Genomic DNA, 22316 nt, shown 5'->3' on the forward strand with positions numbered 1-22316 from the left:
CTCCAGAGGAGAGGCGATCGAATGGTACACACCCTGCGGCGCACCGTCACGATCTTGGGTCTCGCGGTCTGGTTCCTCACGGCAACGGCCGTGGCCGCCGAGGGCGGCCGATGCGCCAAGTGCGGCATGGCCCTGGCGGGGCACGGCCACACGAGGTTCGAGCTCGTTCTGGCCGACGGCACCCGGGCGGTGACCTGCGGCGTCCAGTGTGGGCTGATGCTCGCGCGATCCCGGGGCGTGCAGCGGGCCTGGGCCACGGACTTCATCTCCGGCAAACGCATCGACGCCACCCGGGCCTGGTACGTGGTGGGGTCGGCCGCGGTTCCCGACATGGCTCCCGGCTTGATCGCCTTTGCCAGCCGGGAGGACGCGGAGAGGTTCCGGCAGGGGTTCGGCGGGCGGGTGCTGGACTGGGAGGCCGCCCGGAAGGCCTCGGAAGGCCCGATGGGCGCTGGGCTGGGGCACCGGTCGAGGTGAGGCGCCAGGCCCCCGAGCCCCCCCTGCCCGGACGGGGCCTCCTGGTCCTGGCCGCGATCCTGGTGGGGGCGGCCCTTGCGGCGGTGCTGGGACCGGGCGCGACGGCGCCGGCGGGCGGATCGTTCCAGCGGGCGGTGGGAGGCCTGGGCCTCGGGGGCGTGGCCGCCCCCCGGTGGAGCTTCCACTCCCTCGACCCCCGGCTGGCCCCGTCCGACGAGACCCTGTGCGCCCCCCTTCCCGGACGGATCTTCCCCAACCCGGACGCATCCTCGGGGGTGGGTCGGTTCCCGGAGGCCCGGCGGTGAGCCCGCGGATCCGGGAGCTGGCCCTCATGGCCCTGGCCGACCTGGCCCGGCACCCCTTCCGCACGGCCGTGGTGGGCGCGTGCCTGGCGGCCGCCCTGGTGCCCTATCTGGCCGGGCTGGCCATGGTGCGAGGGTTGGAGCGGGAGGCCCGGGTCTCCCTGGCCGCGGGCGCGGACCTGTACGTCACGGGTGAGGCGTTCGGCCGAACGAGGCCCCTCGATGCGGCGATGGCCGAGGCGATCCGGGCGGTGCCCGGGGTGGAGCGGGTGGCGGCCCGGATCACCGGGCGCGCGTACGTCGGCGGGGCCCTCGCCCTGGTGCTCGGGGTGGAGGGGCCCGCCGCCTGGCCGGCGGTGCCCCGGGCGGGCCGGGGGATCGAGGGGCCGGGGGAGGTGCTGGTGGGCGCCGAGATCGCCCGGGCCTTGAGCCTGTCTCCGCGGGATCTCCTCACCTTTCCCCGGGATCCCGCCGAGGTGTTCACCGTGGCCGGGGTCTTCCCCCCGGCCGCGGGCCTGTGGAGCCGGGATGCGGTGGTGATGGGCCTGGGCGATGCCCAGGACCTGTTCGGTCGCCCGGGTCAGGTGACGGAGTTCCTGGTGTGGGTGCGGCCGGGGTTCGCCGACACGGTGGCCTCCCGCATCCGGGCCCTGAACGGCATCGGTTCGGTGCGCATCCAGGACCGGGCCCTGGTCGGGGCCCTGGTGGAGGCGGGGTACGGCACCAGCGGCGGGCTGTTCACGGCCCTGTTCTGGGCCGCCTTCGCCTGCTCGGTCCTGGCCATGTGGGTGGTGCTGGGGTTCTCGGCCGGGGAGAGGGGACGGGAGGTCGGCCTGCTCAAGGCACTGGGATGGTACACCGAGGAGGTGCTGGCCCTGGTGGCCCTGGAGAACGGGCTTTCCGCCCTGCTGGCGGCATCGGGTTCCGTGGTTCTCGCCTGGCTGTGGGTGGGGCCGGGAAGGGGGGCGTTCCTGGCGCCCTACTTCGTCCGGGGGCTGCCGCCGGTTCCCCTGGCGGGCCTTCCCTACCGGTTCGGCCCGGCCCTGCTCCTGGCCGCGGTGGTCCTGTCGGAGACGCTCGTGCTCACGGCCGCGCTCGTGCCCACGTGGCGCCTGGCCCGGCGGCCGCCCCTGGAGGCGGGCACGTGATCCCGGTGCGGGCGGAAGGGGTGGAGAAGGTGTTCCGGTCCCGGGGCGGCCACCGGGTGACGGCCCTGGCGGGGGTGGACGTGGAGGTGCCTGCCGGCGGGTTCCTGTTCGTGACCGGCCCGTCCGGGTCGGGGAAGACCACCCTCCTGCACGTGCTCGCGGGACTCCTCCGGCCCGACCGGGGGGAGGTGTGGTGGGGGGAGGACCGGATCACCGGGCTGCCGGAGCCCCGGGTGACCCGGCTGCGCCGGCGGCTCGCGGGGTTCGCCTTCCAGCGCGATCGGTACCTGGAACGGGCCCGGGTGTGGGAGAACGTGACCGTCCTGCTGGCGGCGCAGGGGGTCGGCCGCCGGCAGCGGAGGGCCCGGGCCCTGGAGCAGCTCGGCCGCCTGGGGCTGGCGGACTGGGCGGACCACTACCCGTGGGAGCTGTCAGGGGGGCAGCGACAGCGGGTGGCCCTGGCCCGGGCCCTGGTCCACGGGCCCGGCGTCCTGTTCGCGGACGAGCCGGCGGCCCAGGTGGACCCGGACACGGCCGGCCTCGTCGAGGCGGTCCTGCGCGAGGAGAACGCCCGGGGGGTGACGGTGGTGGTGGCGAGCCACGAGGCCCTGGGGGCAAAGCCGGGGGATCGGATGATCCGTCTCGAGCCCTCCGGCCGGCGAGGTGGTGCGGCGTGGCGTTCGTCCAGTTGAGCCGGTTCCTGTTCCTGCTCCAGGCCGTGGTGGCGGCGGCCCTGGTGGCGGCCGGGGCCGTGCGGGGCAGGGATCCGGCCCGGGGCGGGTCGTTGCTGCTGCTCGGCGGGATCGGGGCGATCGCGGTGCTGGCGGTGTCGGGGGGCGTGCTGTACTATCTCGGGCTGGCGGCCCGGGTCGGGTTCACCCCGGGGGCCATGTGTGTGTTCGGCGTGCTCCGCGCCGGCCCCCCGGCGCTCCGGTGGGTGGAGGCCGGATTTCCGGCGGTCCTGGTGCTGGCCGGGGCCGGCGCTGCCACCTACCTCTTGGAGCACCGGGCGGGGGACCCCACGAGCCGGACGGTGCGCGCCGTGCTCGCCGTCGGGGCCCTCGTGGCGTTGGCCCACGCCGGCACGGGGCTGTGGGCGTGGCAGCGCCTCCTGAACCCGCCCCCGGGGCAGGCGCTTTCGGTGTCGTGCTGTACGACCGTGTTCGACGTGGCCGAGGCGGGGTCGGCCGCCGTGGCCGGGGGAGGGCTCGCTGCGTGGTGGCTGTGGGGGAGCCTGGCCGCCACCCTGGGGTGCCTGGCGGGTCTGGGCCGGGGCCGGGGGGGCGCGGGGCGCGGGCTCCTGTGGGGGGGAGCCGTGCTGTCGGCAGGGACGCTCGCCGTTGCGGCGCCGGCCGTGGTGCTGGCGCGGTGGGCGCCGAGAATGATGGGGCTGATCGACCACCACTGCCCGTACTGCCTGCTCCAACGGGTCCCGGCCGCGCCGCCGGCGGTGGTGCTGGCCGGTTTGGGCCTGGCCTGCGTGGCCTGGGGGGCCTGGGTGGCACTCGTGGGCTTGGTTCGCCCGGACCTGCGGGCCGAGGCCGTGCGGATGGAGACGGGGCTGGCCCGGGCGGGGCTGTGGCTGGTTCTCTCGGCCGCCGGGCTGCTGGCGGCGTACGCCCTGGGTCGGGGGAGCGGGCCGTGAGGGGCTGGGCCTGGCCGCTGGTGTTCCTGGCGGCGGTCGCCTTCGGGTTCGGCACCGGTCTTCGGGACCGGCCGGCAGGGCCGCGGTGCCTGCGGTGCGGCGCTCCTTCGGACACGATCGGCCGGGTGCGGTTCCTGCTGCCCGACGGAACGGAGCGGGTGTTCTGCTCGATCCCGTGCGCACGGGCGGCCGGGATCCCCGAGGGAGCCCGGATCCGGGTCACCGACGAGGCCACCGGCCAGGAGGTGGACGCGGACGCCGCCTTCTTCGTGGAGAGCGAGGCGGTGAGCGTGGCCCACAACCGCACCCGGATCCACGCATTCGCCCGCACGACCGATGCCGCGGCTCACCTCGAGCAGCACCGGGGACGGTGGGTGCCCAACCCGTTCCGCAGGTGAGCCGGTCGGCATCCGGGGTGCAGAGGAGGTTCTGTGTGACGTCCGAGCCTGAAGAACCGGTCCTGTCGGCCGAGCCGGACCGCACGGAGGTGCTGCGTCTGCTCGGAATGCACCGCCGCCGCGGAGCGCCCGGGGAGGTCCTGCGGCGGCTGGACGAGCTGTGGGGCGAGGGGGTCTCGTCGCTCCGGCCCCGGGTGTGGGAGGTCGAGGTCCCCATCCGCGAGGTGGGACGCACAGGGGTGACCGTGGGGGACGGCGTGTTCCTCCGCAGCCGCCGGCTGGCCCGGGCCCTGGGAGAGGCGGTGCGCGCGAGGGTGTTCGTGGTCACGGTGGGGCACGGCCCCGATCGCCTCATCCAGCGCTGGACCACGCAAGGCCGCGTTGCCGACGCGTTCTTCCTGGACGCGTTCGCGTCCGCTGCCGTGGAGTCCCTGGTGGAGCGGTACTACCGCTCGACCGCGGAGCTCGCCGCCGGGCAGGGGCTGGGGGTCACGCTCCGGTTCAGCCCGGGGTACTGCGACTGGCCCGTGCAGGACCAGCGCAGCCTCTTCTCGTTGTTTCGGGACGAGGACCTGGGGGTCTCTCTGACCGAGTCCTGCTTCATGACCCCGCGCAAGTCGGTGAGCGGGGTGTTCGGCCTGGCTCCGGCCCGCCCGGGCCGGGTCGGCCCACCCCCGGCCTACAACCCGTGCGCGGACTGCGGCAAGCACGACTGCACCGCACGCCGGGCCGCCACGGCTACTCCGGACCCTCCTGCCCCCCTCGAAGGCGCAGGCCCGTGAGCAGGGCGTCCAGGGCCGAACGGAGCACCGGGGGCAGGTCCGGATCGCCGGCCAGGGGCTCGAGCCGGGGCACGGGCCGGCCGGCGATCTCCGCGGCCACGGCCCGGCACTGGTCCTCGAACCAGGCCGTGTCCGTCACCTGGCCCCGCTCGACCCCGTCGGCAAGCGCCATGGCCCCCTCCAGGAACCCCGCGTACCGCGGGTCGAGGAGGAGCCCCTCCAGCTCCCCGAGCCGCTCGCGGCGCCCGGACGGGTCCGGAGCGAGGGCCTGCACGAGGCGGTACGGCGGGATCCGGCGCTCGTGAAGGCGCACGAGCACGCTGCGGCCCGCCGCGATGCCGTTCTGCCGGAGCACGGCCTCGCGCACCCCGGCGTACACCGCCCCGGCGATGAGCTGGCCCATGCGGGTGTGTCCCCCGGCGTTGTCGATGGGCACCCCCCGCCCCTCCACCACGATCACGTTGTCCGTGCCCGTGCCGGTGGCCTGCCACCGCCGGGGGCGGTAGGCGCTACGCACGTCCAGGTCCTGGAGGGCGGCGGTCTTGGCCTCGGTGGCCGTGACCACGGCCCGGGCCATGGCCCGGGGCGACAGCCGGGCGTTGGCCAGGAGCACCACGTTGATGGTGCCGGGCTCGTAGTAGCGGCCCTCGTCCCGGGAGGTGCGCACGGCGTTGGAGCGCACCCCGGCGGTCACCAGGGCCACCACGGCCAGGTCCCGGAACGACCGGCGCTGCACCGAGAGGTTCGCCAGGTCCGCGCCGGTGAACAGCAGGCTCGTGGTCCCGGGGTCGAGCCCCAGCACCCCGAAGGCGAGCCTGCGCATCTCCCCGAGGTCCAGGTGCCACGAGGGCGGGGGCAGGCCGTGGTTGCCCACGGTGGTCACCCCGGTCCGGGGTCCCTCCAGGGTGGAGAGCACGGCCATGGGCTCGGCCAGGTCCACCACCAGGGTCCGGTGGACCTGGTCCAGGATCCGGCTCTCCACCACCCGGGCCCGGGCCACGTATTCGAGCCCCAGGTCCAGGGGGCGCTCGGAGACCACGGCGTCCGGGGCGAGCCCCGGCGCCCCCGGCGAGAACCGGTCGGGGTACAGGGCCGACGCGAGCCACGCCGTGAAGTAGCCCGTGTTGGTGGCGGCCCGGCAGGTGAGCACGCACGGGAAGAACCGGAGGCGCCCCTCCCGCACCGCCTCCACGTCCCGCCACCCGGGCCGGTGGAGCAGCCGCTCCAGGGGCTCCCGGTCCGTGCCGCACCCGTACACCACCTGGGGGTCGAAGGCCTGCCACTCCTCCAGGGTGACCGGCACCACGGCGCCGGTCTTGCCGAGCCGGGGCGGGAGGCCCCCGGCCCGCCGGATGATCTCGTTCTGGAACGAGTCGTCCCCCGGGGTCATCACCGCGTCCCGGCCCATGAACCGCATCACCCGGAGCCGCCGCTCCGGGGGGATGCCCCCCACCCGGGCCTCCACCGCACGGAAGTACCCGTCGTTCTCGGCGATCAGCTCCTCGGCCTCGGCCTCCCGGCCGAACACCCGGCCGAGGAGCTCCAGGGTCTGCCGGGCCTCGGCCAGGGTCCGGGGCCCCAGCTCCGCCAGGGGGCAGCCCAGGTCCGCCAGGGCCTCCCGCAGGCCGCGGTGCAGGGGCGACAGGATCACCAGGTCGGGCCGGGCCGCGCGCACGGCCGCGGCCGAAGGGGAGGAGAACCCGCCCACCACGGGTTTCCTGGCCGCCCCGGGGGGGTAGGTGTCGTGCCACGTGACCGCCCGGAGCCGGTCGGCCGCGCCGAGCCGCACGATCATCTCGGTGACCGCGGGCACCACGCACACCACCCGCTCGGGCGGGGCCCGGAGCACCACCTCCCGGCCCGAGGCGTCCTCGAACCGTACCGGGTACGCCGCCAGGGCGGAGGTCGCGAGCAAGAGGGCGGCAGCCGCCCACGCGAGGGGTCGTGGAAAGCGAACCATGGGGTCCTCCTGGAAAGCCTCGTCAGGCCCCTGTGGGTTGGGGCACTGGGGAAGGGTAACTCCGGTCTCCGGTCGACGGTCATCGGTCCCCGGTATATCTGCGCTCGTGACGGCACCGACCTGCGGCAACGTCAAGGCCGAAGTTGCTGTTTCGCAAACAGGCCGCTTCGCGGCCTACCGGAGCTGAATCCTGTCCACGGGTAGGGCCGCACGCGGCGTTCCAGTAAACCCCATGCTCCCCGGACCATGAGGAAAGGCATGGTGATGCCTAGGACGTGTGGGAATCCGGGAGGCTTTCAAGCCTTCTAGCCTTCCAGCCTTCCAGCGTCCCAGCGGGCCGAAGGCCCCGAGTTCCCGGGAAAGGGGTTCGATCTCACCGTCGCCGGGTTCCAAGCCCGAAGAAGGCGAGCAGGACCAGCACGAACACGGCGGCGAGCCACTGGACCCCGCTGGAGCTCAGCCGGGTGGTGTCGGCCGGGTCCTTGACCTCCTCCATGCGGTAGCCCTCGACCCGCTCCCGGCCCTCGCCGGGCCGGTCGGCGGGTTTGCGGGCCTCCGGGCCGGCCTCGGGCTCCGGGGGCCGTTCGGGAGCCGCGTCGGCCCGGAACCCGGCCTCCACCCGGGCCACGGCCTTTTTCACGGCCTCGGCCCGGAGCTCCAGGGTCTGGCCGGTGGCCCGCTCCACCGCCAGCTTGAACTCCCGCACGAGCTCGGGGGCCATGACCCCGGGCACCGAGAGCACGTTGACGATCATCTGGTTGAGCAGGGGATTGTTGCAGGTGTGGTCGCAGCACGCCACCCCGTGCTGGAGCAGGTTGGTGGCGTGCTCCACGGCGAGCCGGCGCACCACGGCCGGGTCGGCGTCCCAGTACCCCTTGCGCACCGCCTCGAGCATCCGGGCCGTGATGGACTGGTAGGCCCAGGGGTTGGCCTTCTCGAAGAACGCCTTGAGGCCCAGGCCCCGGTCGTCCTCCACGTACACCCGGTAGGTCTCCTCCCACCGGTCCTCCCCCACGGCCGCCGGCGTCGTGACCTGCCACCCCCACAGGTACTCCACGAACTTCTCGATCTCCCGGGCCCCGGCGTAGCCCTCGGCCTCCATGCCCTCGATCCACCGGGGGTTCCAGTACCGGGCCCGCAGCTCCGTGCCCAGGGTCCGGGCCAGGTCCTCGACGCGGCCCCGGCCCCGGACCCGCTGCATCGAGACGAACACGTCCGGGTCTTTCCCCGACACACGGCGCACGGCCATGCTCAGGGCGCCCAGGAACTGGAACATGTCGTCGTTGTCCAGGGTGCCGTACAGGTTGCTTGAAATGGAGTGCACGGTGGCGTCCACCCCGGCGAGCTGGTCCCGGTACACCCCGGTGAGCCTGCGGCCCCAGAACTCCGACGAGTAGGCGAACGAGACCCGCTCGATGAACGCGTCCGCGATGGTGTCGGGGTCCTCCCACTGGCCGCTCGCCGCGGTCATCTGGGAGACCTGGGTGCCGTAGGCCCCGGGCTCGGCCGAGAACAGGCGCACGGTGGAGAGCCTGCGGGCCTCCTCCGGGTCCACCCCCCGGCGGACCAGGGCCTCCCGGAGCCGCTCGGTGTTGCGGCGCACGTAGTTCTCCACGTCGGTGAGCGCCGCGGCCTGCTTCACGGCCCGGTCCAGCAGCAGGGCCACGGCGGGGAAGGTGTCCCGGAACAGGCCCGACATCTGGAGGAGCACGTCCACCCGGGGCCGGCCCAGGGCGGCGCCGGGGATCGGCTCGACCCCGGTCACCTTGTCCCGGTGGTCCCACACCGGGCGCATGCCCATGAGGTGCAGGGCCTGGGCCACGTCGATCCCCTCGTCCCGGATCGTCTCCACGGACCACAGCACGATCCCCACCCGGTCCGGGAACGCGCCGTCGTGCTTCGCCCGGTAGCTCCGGATCAGGTCCTCGGCCGCCTTGCGGCCCGCGGCATAGGCCTCCCGGGAGGGGACCTTGTCCGGGTCGAACCCGTAGAAGTTCCGGCCGGTGGGCAGACTCTCCGGGTTGCGCACCGGGTCGTTGCCCGGCCCGGGCGGCACGTAGCCCCCCCGCAGGGCCCGCACCAGCCGGTCGAGCTCGGCCGGGCCGCAGGCCTCGAGGCGCTCGGCCACCGCCCGGGCCGGCTCGCCCCCGTGCTCGGCGACGGCCTCGGCCGTCTCCCGGAGGGCCTCGCCCGAGGGGGACTCGCCGAAGGTGTGGAGCCCGTAGGGCACGAGCTCGGTGCGAAGGGCCATCAGGTGGTGCTCCAGGGTCTCGAGGCCGTCGGCGTCGAGCTCGGCGATGCCGAGCTCCTTCATGAGCCCGGTCTGCCGGGCCAGGCGGCGGATGCGCTCCAGGCGCTCGTCGCGCACCCGGTCGGAGGAGGCCGCCCGGTACTCGCTGATCAGGCCCGCCAGGGTGGCGGTCTCCCGGTACAGCCCCGCCCGCCGGAACGGCGGGGTGGCGTGGTCCACCACCGCGGCCCGGCCCCGGCGCTTGGCCTGGATCCCCTCGCCCACGTCGTCCACGATGTAGGGGTACACGCTGGGGATGTCCCCCAGGAGCACCTCGGGGGGGCACGAGGGGGAGAGCCCCGCCTGCTTGCCCGGGAGCCACTCGTGGGTGCCGTGGGTCCCCAGGCTGATCAGGGCGTCGGGCCGGAGCTCGTGCTGGAGCCACAGGTAGAACGCCACGTACTGGTGGTGGGGGTAGAGCGTGGTGCTGTGGAACAGCTTCTCCGGGTCGTCGGCCCAGCCCCGGGAGGGCTGGGGCCCGAGCCACAGGTTGCCCAGGCGCACCACGGGCAGGACGAACGCCCCGTCCTTGACCATGATGGTGGAGCCCTCGGGCGGGCCCCAGTCCCTCTCCACCCCGGCCACGAACGCGGGGGGCAGGTCCCGGAGCCACTCCCGGTACCGGGCGACGGGCACGGTGACCACGTCGCCCCGGGCCATCAGCCGGTCCAGCTCCCCCGGGGCCCAGGACCCGATGTTCCGGGCCCCCTTCATCAGGAGGTCCTGGACCAGGTCCTCGGAGATCCGGCCGTCCCCCACGTCGTAGCCTTCCCGGCGCAGCCGCTCCAGGATGCGGGTGATGCTTCGGAACACGTTGAGGTAGCTGGCGCCGATGTTCTGCTTGCCCGCCCCGTGGTTGTAGAACATCAGGAACAGTCGCTTGTCCCGGTTCGGGGTGGTGCGGAGGGCGTGCCACCGGGCCGCGCGCCGGGCCAGGCGCTCCACCTGGGCGGCCACCGGCACGTAGGCGTACCCGATCTCCCGGCCCGCCTGGTCGGTCACCGGCTCCTTGACCCCCACCACCGTGGGCTCGATCAGGCCGGTGAGTTCCGGTGTGGAGAACTGGAGGGCGATCTCCGCCGGGGACATCCCCCGGGGAGAGGCAGCCCACGCGTCCCCGGGGGTGAAGAACAGGTACTGGGCGTTCAGAACGGGCACGTCGGTGCGGTCGAGCACCGACAGGAGGTCGCTCGAGAGGATCGAGCTGAAGGTCAGGTTGAACGCCGTGACCGACCCCAGGCGCGCGTCCAGGGGGGAGCGGGAAACGAGCCGGGCGAAGTGTTCCGTGCCCGCGGTGGTGAACGAGCCCGCCAGCACGGCCACGTTGATCCCACGGCGCTCGTAGGCGCGCACCAGGGCGTCCAGGGGCGCCCGCTTGCCCTCGATCACGTAGGTGGGAAACGCCGTCACCAGGCTCCACAGGGCCCCTTCCCTCAGGTGGCCGGAGGACCGGTACCATGCCAGGTATCCGTCCATGTCCGGGAACGGGCCGGGGGCGTCGGGGTGGTACAGGAAGGTGTCGGGGGGCAGGTCCGGGGGCTCGTGGTCCGCGGTCACCCCCAGGTCCCGGGCTGCGACGAGCCGCACCAGGTTGCGGACGTTGGCCTCGGAGGGGAACGCGTAGTAGGCCCGCACCCCGGGGTCGAACCGGAACCCCGCGTCCACGAACGGCTGGTTGGCCGAGGCGGTGCGCACCGCATAGAGCCGGGCGCCGGGTTTCACCCGGTCGGCGTGCTCCAGGAGCCATTGGGCGGGCTGGCGGTGCATGATGTCCACCACGGCCGCGTCCATGCGGCCCACGAACGCCTCGAACGACGGGGTGCCCGCGTCCCGGCCGGTGAACACCCGCACCTCCAGGCCCGGGAGGTCCAGGTCCTCCACGGCCCGGTGGCAGGTGAGGGCGTCCGAGTCGCCCACGAACAGGCCCAGGCGCCGGGGCCCGGCCCCGGCGGCCACGGTCGCCAGGGCGAGAGACCCCAGAAGCCCCGGCATGACGAACGGAATCCAGCGGGTTCTCATCGAGCCGCCTTTGGGTCGGGACTTCGACAAAGGTCCGGACGCCGGCCCCTTCCCGGGTGTGTCACGGTGAAGGAATGGGGGGCCAAAAGCCCGGGGAAGGAGGCCGGCTTCCGGATTCGGTCTGCGGTCAGAACGCCACCTCGTAGCCCACCCGCAGCAGGCGGGGCAGGCCGTAGTACACGTACCGGTTCGTGGTGTCGGAGGTCTTGTCCCCGGACACCTCCACCTCCTGGTCGAACAGGTTGTCCACGGCCACCGTTAGGTAACCTTTGTACAGGCGCACCTTGACCGAGGCGTTCACCGTGGTGACGTCGTCCAGGTCCCGCTCGCGGCTCGTCTGGAGCACGGTGGACACGTCGGCCCGGCACCGCTCGCCGTCGTAGGACAGGGTGACGGAGCTCTGGTGCTTGGGGCCCGACTGGTACGGGTTGTCGTTGGTGTCCTCGGCCACGGGGTTGGCCCAGTACCCCGCCCAGGCCAGGGAGAAGCGCCCGAGCAGGTCGCCCCGGCCGGCAAAGGGCGCGAGCAGCAGGTTCCACTCGATCCCCGTGGACTCGAAGGTGCCGGCGTTGAAGTAGGTGAGGGGGTAGCCCTGGGACCGGTCGATCTCGATCTTGTCGGTGTAGTCCATGCGGAACGCGGCCAGCCGCAGGGAGGCCCGGTCGGTGTCGAGCTTGGCCCCCACCTCGTAGGTCCACCCCTCCTCGGGGTCGAGCCCGGGGTTCCCCACGAGGAAGCTGCTCTCGTAGTAGAGGTTGTTGAACGTGGGGGCCCGGAAGGCCTTGCCCGCGTTGGCAAAGAGGTTCAGGGCCCGGCTCACGCGGAGGGTGACGCCGGCGCTCGGCAGGAGCTCGGCGTAGTCGTCGCCGGCGGCGTCGGAGTAGATCCACTGCTGCCGGGCGCCCAGCACGAGGGTCAGGCGGTCCGCCAGGCTGGCCTTGGCCTGGAGGAACAAGGCGTAGTCGTTGCGCTGGTGGACGCCGTACTTGTTCAGGTAGTCCACCCGCCGGTGTACCGCCTCGCCGCCCACGGTGATCTCGGCCGGGCCGGCGGCGAACCGGTAGTCCGCCGTCACCCCCGAGTTGGCGTGCTTGTCCTTGTCGGTGGGCTTGCTGGGTTTCGTGTACTCGTCCCGCAGGAGGTAGCCCCAGTTGAAGAAGCCCTTGGCCCGCAGGGACTCGCGCTCCCACCGCACGTCACCGGTGAACCGGTAGTACTCCTGGTCGGTTCCCTTGGACAGCTCGCCGCCGTCCTTGATCTTGTTGAACCCGGTGGTGTCGTAGCTCCCCAGCAGGTCCACGATCAGCCCCTCCAGCGGGGTCAGCGTCAGGTTGCCCGAGTACCGGTTGGTGGTGCCCTGATCGTACCGGTACCCCTTGGTGAAGCTCCGGGAGATCGCCTTGAGCCGGCCCATGTGGCGGTACTGGACCCCGGCGGCCACCAGGCGGTTCGAGAACGAGGCGCTGTGGCTCTGGTACGCGTAGTCCCCGAGCTCCGCCGAGACCCGGGCCCGGGGCTTGCGGGTCGTCGTCTTCGTGATGATGTTGATCACCCCGGTCATGGCGTCGGAACCGTACAGGGTGGAGGCGGCGCCCTTGAGGATCTCGACCCGCTCCACCTGGTCCAGGGGGAGGGTGTCGAGGTCGTAGGAGCGGCTCGCGGCGTTCTGGATGGGCACGCCGTTGACGAGGACGAGTTCCCCGCCGTAGATCCCCCGGACTACCACCTCGCTGTTCATGCCCCCGTGGGTGACGCCGATGGGGCTGAACGCCTTGTACCCGAGCCCCCCGATGCGGCGCAGGGCCTCGGCCACGTTGTCCGCTCCGGTGCGGCGGAGCTCCTCGGCCGTGACCACCGTCACGAACCGGGGGCTCTCCCGCTCCTCCACCGGGAACTTCTCGGCGGTGACCGTGACCGGCGCGAGCAGGACGGGGGCGGCCGGGGCCTCGGCGGCCGCGGCCGGGGGGCCTGCGGCCCAGCCCAGGCCGCAGGCGAGGAGCAGGGTCCAAGCGATCCTTCGGTTCATGGCGTTTCCTCCTTCCTCCCCCAAGACAATGGCAAGACGATCAAACTCACCGGCGGGCTTCGGTCGCCGTCACTCCGGCACGTACACCACGGTGCCGTTCTCCAGGCGGTAGGCCGTGCCGAGCCGCTCCCCCCGGCCCTCGACCCGGTCGCGGGTGGCCCGCAGGGCCTTCACCCGTGTGCCCTTTTTCGTGATGATCTCCAGCTCCCCCTCCGGCCCTTTCTTCAGGATGGTGACCTCCGAGCGCTGGTCGAACAGGTCCTGCATCCGGTACACGGCAAACAGGGTCATCAGGAGCCCCACGATGAACACGAGCCCGATGTCGAACAGGTTGGCGAGCCCTGTCAGGGGATCCGCATCCCCGGTCTCAGACAGAAACCGCCTTCGGTTTCTCGACAGGTAGCGCATCGGCCTCCTCACGGGCTCCGGGGCTGTGGGTCAGGATCTCGGTGGCCAGCTCCATCTCCTTTGCGTCCTCCTCGGCCCACCGGGCCCGCACGGTGTAGATGCAGTAGGCCAGGGTGCCCTGGGCCAGCCCCACCACGGTGGTGGTGAACGCGATGACCAGGTCGGTGGAGAGCCTCGCCATGTCCCCCTGGCCCAGGGCGGCGAGCCCGGTGCCCATGGGGATCAGGGTGCCCATGAGCCCCAGGCTCGGACCCACCCGGATCACCAGCCGGACCCGGTCCAGGGAGGGCCGGAGGCTCAGGATGTGATCCTGGAGCAGACTCTCCACCCGGACCTCCCGCAGGTCCTCCTCGGCCTGCAGGAGCTCCCGCAGCCGGCTCACGTAGGCGCGCACGGCAGGGGACTCCTCAGCGAACGAGGTTCCTCCCTGGGGCCCGGGGCGCGTCCGGCGCCGCCGGGCACGGTCCAGCCCCTCGGCCAGGAACGAGCCGGCGCAGGTGAGCATGTACAGGGTCAGGAGGACGAGGAGCGCGAGCACGGGGTAGAGGAGGGAGCTCGAGACCACGTAGATGAAGCTCTTGAGCACGGCGCCTAGATTCATGGGGATCTCCTCCGCAGCCGAGCGGCCCAGCGGGCCCAGCCCACGAGAAACGCGACGGTCAAGGCGGTCCAGGTGGTCCGGGCGTGGGACGGGGGTATCGGAGCCGCCCTGCCGGTGTGGGAGGCGAGACGGTAGACCCCCTCGATGTCCCCGAACTGGGGCATGATCACCACGGCCGCGAGAAAGTAGGCCCCGATCCCGACCATGGCCCACCCCAGGGTGCGCTCGGGGGCCGAGCGTGCGCGCCGTCGACTTGTCAGAATCACGGCGGCCGTGGCTCCGGCCACCCCAACGAAGGTCCCGTACGCCCCTGCCACCGCCCAGGCCGCGGTCCCGGGAAGAAGGGCCACCAGGAAGCCGGTGATCAGCAGGACCACGGTGAGGCACACCGGGCACGGGACCACCAGGAGCCAGTGGGCCCGGGTGGGCCGGGCCGCGGCGGCGGGCTGGCGCAGGAGTCGCACGCCCCAGACGAGAAGCCCGGCGGCGAGCACCAGATGCACCGTCATACCCGAGGCCACGAGCCTTTGGATCCGGGGCAGGTGCGTCGCCGGGTCCAGGCGTGGGGCAACGGCCAGGGCTCCTGCGAACAGGGCGGCGTAGGCGGCCGCGAAGCCGGCGGCCACGAGGACGCGACGGCCGGCCCCCTGCGCCCCTTCCAGGCCGTAGGCCAGGCCGACTCCCCCTTTTGCGGCGAAGGCGCCGGTGGCGAACAGGATGCCGAGGACGAGGCTCTTGATCTCCATGGGCTGGGATCTCCGGACCTACAGGCGGTCCATGGCCGTTTGGATCTCGTCGACGAACACGGCCACCGCCTCGGGCACGAAGCCGAGCCCTCGGTACAGCTCGGAGTCACCGAACCGGACGGTGGGCACGTCCACCCGCTTGCCGGCCGCCTCCAGCTCGGAGCGCCAGCTCCCCTTGCCGTTCTCTCCCATCACGTCGTTCATGACGTGGTCGCCGGCCACGACCATGAGCGGGATGAACCGCACCCGTTCTCCGGGGTGGACCAGGGCAGCGGTCAGCGTGTCGTCGGGGGGCACCACGCCCTCCACCATTCCCAGATAGGTGTTGGGGTGGTGACGCGCCAGCGTCCGTTCTAGGCCCAGATAGACGGCGTTGGCACCGGAGGCCGTGGAGGGGGTGCCGTGGGCCACCAACACGTTGCATCCCTCGTCCGGGGGCAGGAAGTCGTGGGACAGGGCGCCGAGGAGACGGTGGAGGCTCTTCCAACGGTGGAGCAAGGTGCCCCCCACCTCCGTACGGAGCCCGGGAAAGCCGGCCACCGTGGCCAGGAGCCGGTCGTACATCTCGCCGGGGACCACGTAGAGGGGCTGGACCACGGCCCGGGTGAACCCGTCGGCCTGCAGCTCGGCCAGGGCCTCGGGTACGCTGCGAAGCCGGGTTTCCGGGGAGCGGCCGGTGTTGAGCTTCTTTCGGATCCGGTCGGAGGCGTAGGCCCACCGGATCTCGTGGCCGGGAAGCCTTCGGCAGAGCTCGCGGTCGAGGAAGGAGAAGGTGAGGGAGGCCCGGGTAGTGGTCCCAAAGGCCACGATCAGGACGGCGGGAGCGGTCGGCTCCCGGCCGTCGGGGCGGGCTCCCCGAACCGGACAGACGGGTCCACGAACTGTCGTTCTCGGGCTCACGGCGCGTCCTCCCGGGTCCCGGAGACAGGGGAGGGGCAGCCGCGGCCACGAAAAAAGCCCGCACGACGAAGTGCGGGCTTTCCGTATTCAAAGCGCCATCGGATTCCCCACCCTCCCATGCCCCGGGGAGTTGCGGTGGGCTGCTACGCCGGCAGGTCTTCTGGCTCGCGATTCGTCCTCAGGACCGCCTTCCCAGCCGCATCCGGCCAGTGGCGTCGTGGTCCTTCGTCCTCGCTCACAGCGGCGGGTCCGCGGGGGATTCTCACCCCTCTTCCCTTTTCAGCCCTCTCGGGCACCGGCGCGCGTCCTATGAAATTGTTCGCCGGTTTATAGGGGAAACCGGGCGCCGTGTCAAGCGGGACTGCAGGGGGGGCCGGTTCAAGTTCTCCCGTGCCGGAACCGAAACGTTTCCCAGCGGCACCGGGCAGAGGAGGATGGCCGGGGTCTCACCATAGGTCCCACCCAGGAAGGGGGGGCAGGAAAAGAGAGAATGATCAAAGAACCCCGCGTCCAACTGTTCGACCTGATCGAGTGCCTCTCGAAGGCCATGGATCTGGTCTGCCCATCGCTGGTCAACCACCACGAGCGGGTGGCCTACATTGCGTTCAGCATCGGCGCGGAGATCGGCCTTCCGCCCGAGCGGCTGAGGGAGCTGGTGATGGCCGGCTCGCTCCACGACAGCGGGGCCCTGTCCCTGCGGGAGCGGCTCGACGCGCTGCGGTTCGACGTGGAGGATCCGTTCGAGCATGCCGAGCTCGGGTACCTGCTCCTCCGGAGCTTCGAGCCCCTGGGGGCGGTGGCCCGGCTCGTGCGTCACCACCACGTGCACTGGGACACCCGTGGGGAGGTTTCGGACGCCGTGGGGGAGGACGTCCCGCTGGAGAGCCATATCCTGCACCTGGCGGACCGGGTGGCCGTGCTGATCCGGGACGGGGAGGAGACCCTGGGTCAGGTCAGGGGGATCTGCGAGAAGATCGAAGAACGTTCGGGCACCCTGTTCTCCCCCGAGCTGGTGGAGGTGTTTCGCTCCTTGGCCGTGAAGGAGTACTTCTGGCTCGACGCGGCCTCCAACTCGCCGGGCGGTGTGCTGCGGAGCATGGTGGGGCTCGAGACCACCGAGCTTGGGCTCCGGGGACTTCTGGGCCTGTCGAACCTGTTCCGGCAGATCATCGACTTCCGGAGCCGGTTCACGGCCACCCATTCCGTTGGGGTGGCCGTGAGCGCCGAGGCCCTGGCCCGGGAGGCCGGCTTCTCCGACCGGGAGTGTCTCATGATGCGGGTGGCGGGCCACCTGCACGACCTGGGCAAGCTGGCCGTGCCCGTGGAGGTGTTGGAGAAGCCGGGTCCGCTCACCGGGGGAGAGCTGGGGATCATCCGCAGCCACACCTTCCACACCTACCGCATCCTGGAGCCGATCCGCGACCTGGAGACCATCAACGCCTGGGGCGCGTTCCACCACGAGCGGATCGACGGCACGGGGTACCCGTTCCACCACCGGGGCGAGGACCTGTCGCTGGGCTCACGGATCATGGCCGTTGCCGACGTGTTCACGGCCGTCACCGAGGACCGGCCCTACCGGGCGGGCATGGCCAAAGGGGAGGCCCTTCGGGTCCTTCAAAGGATGGCCGAGAGAAGAAGTCTGGATCGGTCGGTGGTGGTGATGCTCGAACGCCGGTACGACGAGATCAACGCCGCCCGCATCGCCGCCCAGACGGCGGCCGACGAAGAGTACCGAAGGTTCCTGCCGCCCGACGAACCCAAGCGGCACGTCGGGTGAGGGGGGGCGTCCTCAGCGGCGAGCCCCCTTGGCCACGGTGTAGGGCGGACGGTTCCGGTCCAACATGTAGTGCCGGGGGTTCACGTACTTGCCGTCCACCTTGACGGAGTAGTGCAGATGGGGGCCGGTGGAGCGGCGGCCGGTGGAGCCCATGAGCCCGATCCGGTCGCCCCGGCGGACCCGCTGACCCCGTTTGACCAGCACCTTGGCCATGTGGCCGAAGATCGTGCGGATGCCGTTTCCGTGGTCGATGGTGACGCCCCGGCCCAGGTTGACGTCCCGCACCACCCGCACCACCCGGCCGTCGGCCGGCGCCACGATGGGGGTGCCCTCCCGCCCGGCCATGTCCACGCCGTTGTGAAACTCGCGCTTGCCGGTGAACGGGCTCCGCCGCCAGCCGAACCCCGAGCTGATCCAGTGCTCCCCGGCCACGGGGGTGATGGCCGGGATCGCGTCCCACGAGCGCTTCTGGGCCTCCACGGCCCGGGCCAGGTCGGTCAGATCGTCGGCCAGGGCCTCCACCTGGGAGGTCAGGCCCGCGGGGGACGGGCCCTCCTCGGCCCCCTCGTCGGCCTGGGCGGTCCGGTCGGCCGGGGCCACGGCGTCCAGATCCACGTCTCCCAGGCTGCCCTGCCCGCCGGCCGGGCTGCTTTGGTCCTGCGATTTCCCTTCTTCCTCCCCCTCGCCCTGAAGCCCGAGCCAGGAGCGGATCTTCGCCTCCTCCGCCCGGACCCGGGCCATGCCCTCCCTCACGCTCTCCAGCTCCTCCTCGGCCGTGGCGAGCCGCTGGGTCAGGTCGTCGCGCTGGCGGGTGAGCTCGGCCAGCTGAGCCCTGAGGGTGGCGGTCTCGCTGTGGAGCCGCACCGCCGTGGCCGTGCCCACCACGGCCGCCAAGCCGGCTGCCAGAAGACCCCCGAGCCCCAGCAGGAGGATCCGTCGAGACAGGGTCAAGCGGTTGGTCTCTCCCGAGACCCCCGAGGTCCACTCGATGGTTACGAAACCGGAATCCCTCTTCATGAACGTCCCCTGGAAACGGCCCGCCGCGGCGATCTTCCGCGGGGGGCGGAGGCGGAAAAAAACGTCTGCACCGTGTACCACAGGGCGTGATCGGGTCTCAACCCGGTCGCCCGTGCCCGGCCGGGTCTCTTGCAATCTCTGCAATCTCCGGACCGGTAGCCCCCGGCACGGGGGACCCGGCCGTGGGGGTTCGGGCCAGCACCAGAACGTCGACCCGGTCGGCGCCGGCCTCCCGGCAGGCCCGGGCGCACGCCCGGGCCGTGGCCGTGGTCGTGGCCACGTCGTCCACGAGGAGCACGGGCCCCGTGAGCGGCTCGGCCGGCCGGTAGGCCCGGGCCGCGATCCGGAGCCGGGCGGCCGCGCCGCGCCCCAGCAGCTCGGGGGCCCCGGGATCCTTGCTCAGGGCGTGGGGCCGCCACGGGGCCCGAAGATGCCGGGCGAGCCCCCGGGAGAGGATGCCGGGGAGATCGAACCCCCGCCTCCTGAGCGCGGCCGGGGCGGGAGGGACCGGCACCACCGCGGCGTAGGGGGCGTCGGCGTAGTGCTCCAGGGCGGCCTGAACCGCCAGGTCCACCAGCGCGGATCGAACCTCCAATCGGCCCGAGAACTTCATCGCCTGGATCAGGTCGGCCGCGGCTCCCTCGTACAGGGCCCGGGCGCGCAAGCGGTGAAAGGGGGGAGGGTCCTCGCGGCACCGGGGGCAAGGATGGGACGGGCCGGTCCCCGGAAAAGGCACCGCGCACACCGGGCACCAAGGCTCTGCCGGAGGCCGGAGGCGGCCCGCGCACGCCGGGCACAGGGGACGGGAGCCCGTCTCGGGCCGCCTCCGGCCGCACAGGGGACACAGGGACGGGAGGAACAGGTCCACCAGCCCCCGGGCCGCCTCCGCGACCGCGCGGGCCCACCGGAGGCTCACCCCTCCACGAGGTCCTCGCCGGTCATGGGGTCGGGCTTGGCAAGCCCCAGGATCCGCAGGAGGGTGGGGGCCACGTCGGCCAGCCGACCGTCCCGCCGGAGCCGCAGGCCCGGGCGGTCGGGGTCCACCAGCACGCAGGGCACCCGGTTGCAGGTGTGGGCCGTGTGGGGCTGGCCGGTGGCGGGGTCCCACATCTCCTCGGCGTTGCCGTGGTCGCCGGTGATCAGGAACGCGTAGCCGTTGGCCCGCAGGGCCGCGGCCACGTCGCCCACGCAGGAGTCCACCGCCTCCACGGCGCGGACCGCGGCCTCGTACACGCCGGTGTGCCCCACCATGTCGAGGTTGGCGAAGTTCACCACGATCAGGTCGTAGGCGCGGCGCCCGATCTCCTGGACCAGCCGGTCCCGCACGGCAAAGGCGCTCATCTCGGGTTTCTGGTCGTAGGTGGCCACCTCGCGAGGGCTGGGGATCAAGACCCGGTCCTCCCCGGGGAAGGGGGTCTCCTCGCCGCCGTTGAAGAAGTAGGTCACGTGGGCGTACTTCTCGGTCTCGGCGATGCGAAGCTGTTTCAGGCCCGCGTCCGACACCACCTGCCCGAAGATCTCGCTTAGGTGCTCCGGCGGGAACGCCACCGGCAGGTCGAAGGTCTCGTCGTACAGGGTGAAGGTGGCGAACCCCGCGAGTCGGGGCCGGTCCGAGACGTCGAACGCCTCGAACCCCGGCTCGGTGAAGGCCCGGGTGAGCTCCCGGGCGCGGTCGGCGCGGAAGTTGAAGAACACCACCGCGTCGCCGTCGGCCACCCGGCCCACCGGCTCTCCGGCCCCGTCCACGATCACCCGGGGCTCGACGAACTCGTCGGTCTGGCCCAGGGCATAGGCCGCTCTCACGGCCTCGGTGGCCGAGGGCGCCGGGGCCCCTCGGCCGCGCACCAGGGCGTCCCACGCCTTCTCCACCCGGTCCCACCGGTTGTCCCGGTCCATGGCGTAGTACCGCCCGGTGACCGTGGCGATTCGGCCCACCCCCTTGTCCGCGAGCTGGGCCTCCAGGTGCTCCAGGTACCCGATGCCGCTCTGGGGAGGGGTGTCCCGGCCGTCGAGGAAGGCGTGGACGAACACCCTGTCGAGCCCCTGCCGTTTCGCCAGCTCCACGAGGGCGTAGAGGTGCTCCTGGTGGCTGTGCACCCCGCCGTCGGAGAGGAGGCCCAACAGGTGCAGGGCCCCACCCGTCTCCTTGACCCGGCGGCACGAGTCCACCAGGACCGGGTTGTCGAAGAAGCTCCCGTCGCGAATGGCCAGGTTGATGCGGGTGTAGTCCTGATAGACGATGCGGCCTGCCCCCAGGTTCAGATGACCCACCTCGGAGTTGCCCATCTGCCCGTCGGGCAGCCCCACGTCCATGCCCGAGGCGCCCAGGGTGGTCCAGGCCGCCTCGGCGAACAGGCGGTCCAGGTGGGGGGTGCGGGCGCCGGCCACGGCGTTGTGGGCACGCTCGGACCGGAAGCCCCAGCCGTCCAGGATGATCAGGGCCACGGGTCTCATGGGACGCTCCCGGCCGCCGCAAGGGCCGTCTCGGTGCGGGGAGGGAACGCCTCCAGGTCGAGCACCAGGGTGTCCAGGGCCGAGCACCCCGGGCATGCCGCGTTCCACACGCCCGTCCGGCGTCCGCAGGCCGAGCACGCGAACGCGAATCCGGGGGCGGCCGGCCCCTCGCCGGTCACGGCCGCCCGGAACTCCCGGGCCGCCAGATCGAAGGACCGGGCCCGGTACAGGGCCTCGGCCCGCAGCGCCCGGGCGATCCGGGTCCCCGCCACCGGCGCTGGGAGGCGGTCCAGCAGCGCCAGCGCCTCCTCGTTCTCCTCCAGGTCCAGCAGGAGCCGGGCGAGGAACAGGGGGGCGGAGGCGCCCTTGCGGCTCAGTTTCTTGAGGGGTTTGATCAGATCCTTGGCCCGCCCCTGGGCTTTGCGCTCTTCCAGGGCGCGCAGCAGGAGCCCTGCCTGGCCGGTGGCCTGATAGCCCCGGAGCCAGGTCTCGACGGCGGCGTCCGGGTTCCCCCCGGCCTGGAGGGCCTCTCCCAGCGCCTGGTAGGCGGGGGCGAACTCGCGCTCGGACCGGACGAGCTCCTGGAGCTGCTCCTTGTCGGGGCCGGCGGGGCCCGACGTGGCCCGGCGGAACCGGAGCTCCACGAGCTCCTTGCGGGCGCGCTCCTTCTCGGCCCGGTCCCGGGCCTTTGCGGCCAGCCGCTCCTGGACCCTCACGGCCTCGCCCCAGTTGGCCCGGTCCCGGTACAGGTCGCGGAGCCTGGCAAGGGCCTCGGGGTGGTCGGGGTCCTTTTCGAGCCAGCGCCGCAGGGCCGCGATCTGGCCCTCGTAGTCGCCGCGCCTGCGGTAGACCTCGACCATCAGAACCAGCGCCTCGGCACTGCCGGGGTCGTGGGCCAGCAGGTCCCTGAGGATCCGTTCCGCCTGGTCGGTTCGGCCCTCGGCCAGCTCCACCCGGGCCATCTCCAGGGCCACCAGGGCCTCGTCCCGGGCCTTCCGCCAGGCCCTGCGCAGAAACCGGCGGGCTTTGCGGGTACGCCCCAGGGCCGCCTCGGCCCGGCCGGCCAAGAGCAGGGCCCGGGCCTCGGCCCGGCGCTCGTCCGCCTTGCGGTGGCGCCAGAACCCGAGGGAGCGCATCGCCTCACGGAACGCGCTCAACAGCATGGCCGTTCCGAACCCGGCCAGGAAGAACAGAAAGAGCACCAGGGCGACGCTGGTTGTCACCCGGGTGCCGGGGTAGATCTGAAACTCCACCGGCCCCGGGTTCAGGGTGAACACGTACCCGAAGGCCAGCAAGGCCAGGACGACCGCGACTACCGCCAGTTTGTTCTTCACGCCGCCATCCCTTCCGGGGCCAGCCGCCCCTC

19 protein-coding genes and 1 riboswitch are annotated in these 22316 nt (G+C 72.6%); of the genes, 8 read left to right on the forward strand and 11 right to left on the reverse strand.

The window, feature by feature from the left end:
* Nucleotides 1-21: 21 nt before the first annotated feature.
* Genes DEFCA_RS20970 through DEFCA_RS20975 form a run of 7 tightly spaced genes read left to right on the forward strand, consistent with a single transcriptional unit; the run spans nt 22 to nt 4752 of the window.
* A complete protein-coding gene (locus DEFCA_RS20970) occupies nt 22-477 on the forward strand; it encodes a nitrous oxide reductase accessory protein NosL (protein WP_025324029.1) in 456 nt (151 codons plus the stop codon).
* Nucleotides 474-782, forward strand: coding sequence for a hypothetical protein (locus DEFCA_RS0116085; protein ID WP_025324030.1), 309 nt, complete (start codon nt 474-476; stop codon nt 780-782). Before DEFCA_RS20970 ends, DEFCA_RS0116085 begins: the two co-directional genes overlap by 4 nt.
* Nucleotides 779-1927 (forward strand): ABC transporter permease, encoded by a 1149-nt coding sequence (locus tag DEFCA_RS0116090; protein WP_025324031.1) that lies wholly within the window; start codon nt 779-781, stop codon nt 1925-1927. The genes DEFCA_RS0116085 and DEFCA_RS0116090 overlap by 4 nt, the downstream gene beginning before the upstream one ends.
* On the forward strand, nt 1924-2619 hold the full coding sequence (locus DEFCA_RS0116095; RefSeq protein WP_025324032.1) for an ABC transporter ATP-binding protein: 696 nt from the start codon (nt 1924-1926) through the stop codon (nt 2617-2619). The genes DEFCA_RS0116090 and DEFCA_RS0116095 overlap by 4 nt, the downstream gene beginning before the upstream one ends.
* Nucleotides 2601-3572: a hypothetical protein gene (locus tag DEFCA_RS0116100; protein ID WP_025324033.1), complete on the forward strand. Its 972-nt coding sequence runs from the start codon at nt 2601-2603 to the stop codon at nt 3570-3572. The genes DEFCA_RS0116095 and DEFCA_RS0116100 overlap by 19 nt, the downstream gene beginning before the upstream one ends.
* Complete coding sequence (locus tag DEFCA_RS0116105) at nt 3569-3970, forward strand: hypothetical protein (protein WP_025324034.1); 402 nt, start codon at nt 3569-3571, stop codon at nt 3968-3970. Before DEFCA_RS0116100 ends, DEFCA_RS0116105 begins: the two co-directional genes overlap by 4 nt.
* A 35-nt stretch (nt 3971-4005) precedes the next feature.
* Nucleotides 4006-4752: a vitamin B12 dependent-methionine synthase activation domain-containing protein gene (locus DEFCA_RS20975; RefSeq protein WP_025324035.1), complete on the forward strand. Its 747-nt coding sequence runs from the start codon at nt 4006-4008 to the stop codon at nt 4750-4752.
* On the opposite strand, the gene DEFCA_RS0116115 is transcribed toward DEFCA_RS20975, so the two are convergent.
* The 7 genes from DEFCA_RS0116115 to DEFCA_RS0116150 all read right to left on the reverse strand — a co-directional run bounded on the left by DEFCA_RS0116115 (nt 4709) and on the right by DEFCA_RS0116150 (nt 15702).
* On the reverse strand, nt 4709-6712 hold the full coding sequence (locus DEFCA_RS0116115) for an adenosylcobinamide amidohydrolase (RefSeq protein WP_025324036.1): 2004 nt from the start codon (nt 6710-6712) through the stop codon (nt 4709-4711). The genes DEFCA_RS20975 and DEFCA_RS0116115 overlap by 44 nt on opposite strands.
* Nucleotides 6713-7085: 373 nt before the next feature.
* On the reverse strand, nt 7086-11021 hold the full coding sequence (locus tag DEFCA_RS0116120) for a cobaltochelatase subunit CobN (protein WP_025324037.1): 3936 nt from the start codon (nt 11019-11021) through the stop codon (nt 7086-7088).
* A gap of 127 nt (nt 11022-11148) precedes the next feature.
* Entirely contained in the window at nt 11149-13047 is a 1899-nt protein-coding gene (locus tag DEFCA_RS0116125) for a TonB-dependent receptor plug domain-containing protein (RefSeq protein ID WP_025324038.1), read from the reverse strand.
* Nucleotides 13048-13116: 69 nt separating this feature from the next.
* On the reverse strand, nt 13117-13455 hold the full coding sequence (locus tag DEFCA_RS0116130) for a DUF2149 domain-containing protein (protein WP_025324039.1): 339 nt from the start codon (nt 13453-13455) through the stop codon (nt 13117-13119).
* The gene (locus DEFCA_RS0116135) at nt 13415-14056 is read right to left on the reverse strand and encodes a MotA/TolQ/ExbB proton channel family protein (RefSeq protein ID WP_025324040.1); all 642 of its coding nucleotides are present in this window, start codon (nt 14054-14056) and stop codon (nt 13415-13417) included. The genes DEFCA_RS0116130 and DEFCA_RS0116135 overlap by 41 nt, the downstream gene beginning before the upstream one ends.
* Nucleotides 14053-14802 carry a DUF2162 family putative transporter gene (locus DEFCA_RS20980; protein WP_051463276.1) on the reverse strand — a complete coding sequence of 250 codons (750 nt, stop codon included), beginning with the start codon at nt 14800-14802 and terminating at the stop codon, nt 14053-14055. The genes DEFCA_RS0116135 and DEFCA_RS20980 overlap by 4 nt, the downstream gene beginning before the upstream one ends.
* Nucleotides 14803-14820: 18 nt before the next feature.
* Nucleotides 14821-15702, reverse strand: a complete 882-nt coding sequence (locus DEFCA_RS0116150) for a sirohydrochlorin cobaltochelatase (protein ID WP_025324043.1) — start codon at nt 15700-15702, stop codon at nt 14821-14823.
* Nucleotides 15703-15835: 133 nt separating this feature from the next.
* Nucleotides 15836-16017, reverse strand: a riboswitch (cobalamin riboswitch).
* 175 nt (nt 16018-16192) lie between these two features.
* Between DEFCA_RS0116150 and DEFCA_RS0116155 the strand changes: the two genes are divergently transcribed.
* Nucleotides 16193-17479: an HD-GYP domain-containing protein gene (locus tag DEFCA_RS0116155; RefSeq protein ID WP_025324044.1), complete on the forward strand. Its 1287-nt coding sequence runs from the start codon at nt 16193-16195 to the stop codon at nt 17477-17479.
* Nucleotides 17480-17491: 12 nt separating this feature from the next.
* On the opposite strand, the gene DEFCA_RS20985 is transcribed toward DEFCA_RS0116155, so the two are convergent.
* The 4 genes from DEFCA_RS20985 to DEFCA_RS0116175 form a co-directional block, all read right to left on the reverse strand.
* Complete coding sequence (locus DEFCA_RS20985; protein ID WP_025324045.1) at nt 17492-18496, reverse strand: peptidoglycan DD-metalloendopeptidase family protein; 1005 nt, start codon at nt 18494-18496, stop codon at nt 17492-17494.
* A gap of 97 nt (nt 18497-18593) precedes the next feature.
* Nucleotides 18594-19412 carry a double zinc ribbon domain-containing protein gene (locus DEFCA_RS0116165; RefSeq protein ID WP_025324046.1) on the reverse strand — a complete coding sequence of 273 codons (819 nt, stop codon included), beginning with the start codon at nt 19410-19412 and terminating at the stop codon, nt 18594-18596.
* On the reverse strand, nt 19409-20950 hold the full coding sequence (gpmI, locus tag DEFCA_RS0116170; RefSeq protein WP_025324047.1) for a 2,3-bisphosphoglycerate-independent phosphoglycerate mutase: 1542 nt from the start codon (nt 20948-20950) through the stop codon (nt 19409-19411). Before gpmI ends, DEFCA_RS0116165 begins: the two co-directional genes overlap by 4 nt.
* Nucleotides 20947-22284, reverse strand: coding sequence for a tetratricopeptide repeat protein (locus DEFCA_RS0116175; RefSeq protein WP_025324048.1), 1338 nt, complete (start codon nt 22282-22284; stop codon nt 20947-20949). Before DEFCA_RS0116175 ends, gpmI begins: the two co-directional genes overlap by 4 nt.
* Nucleotides 22285-22316 lie beyond the last annotated feature (32 nt).

The organism is Deferrisoma camini S3R1 (genome assembly GCF_000526155.1).
GTDB lineage: Bacteria > Desulfobacterota > Deferrisomatia > Deferrisomatales > Deferrisomataceae > Deferrisoma > Deferrisoma camini.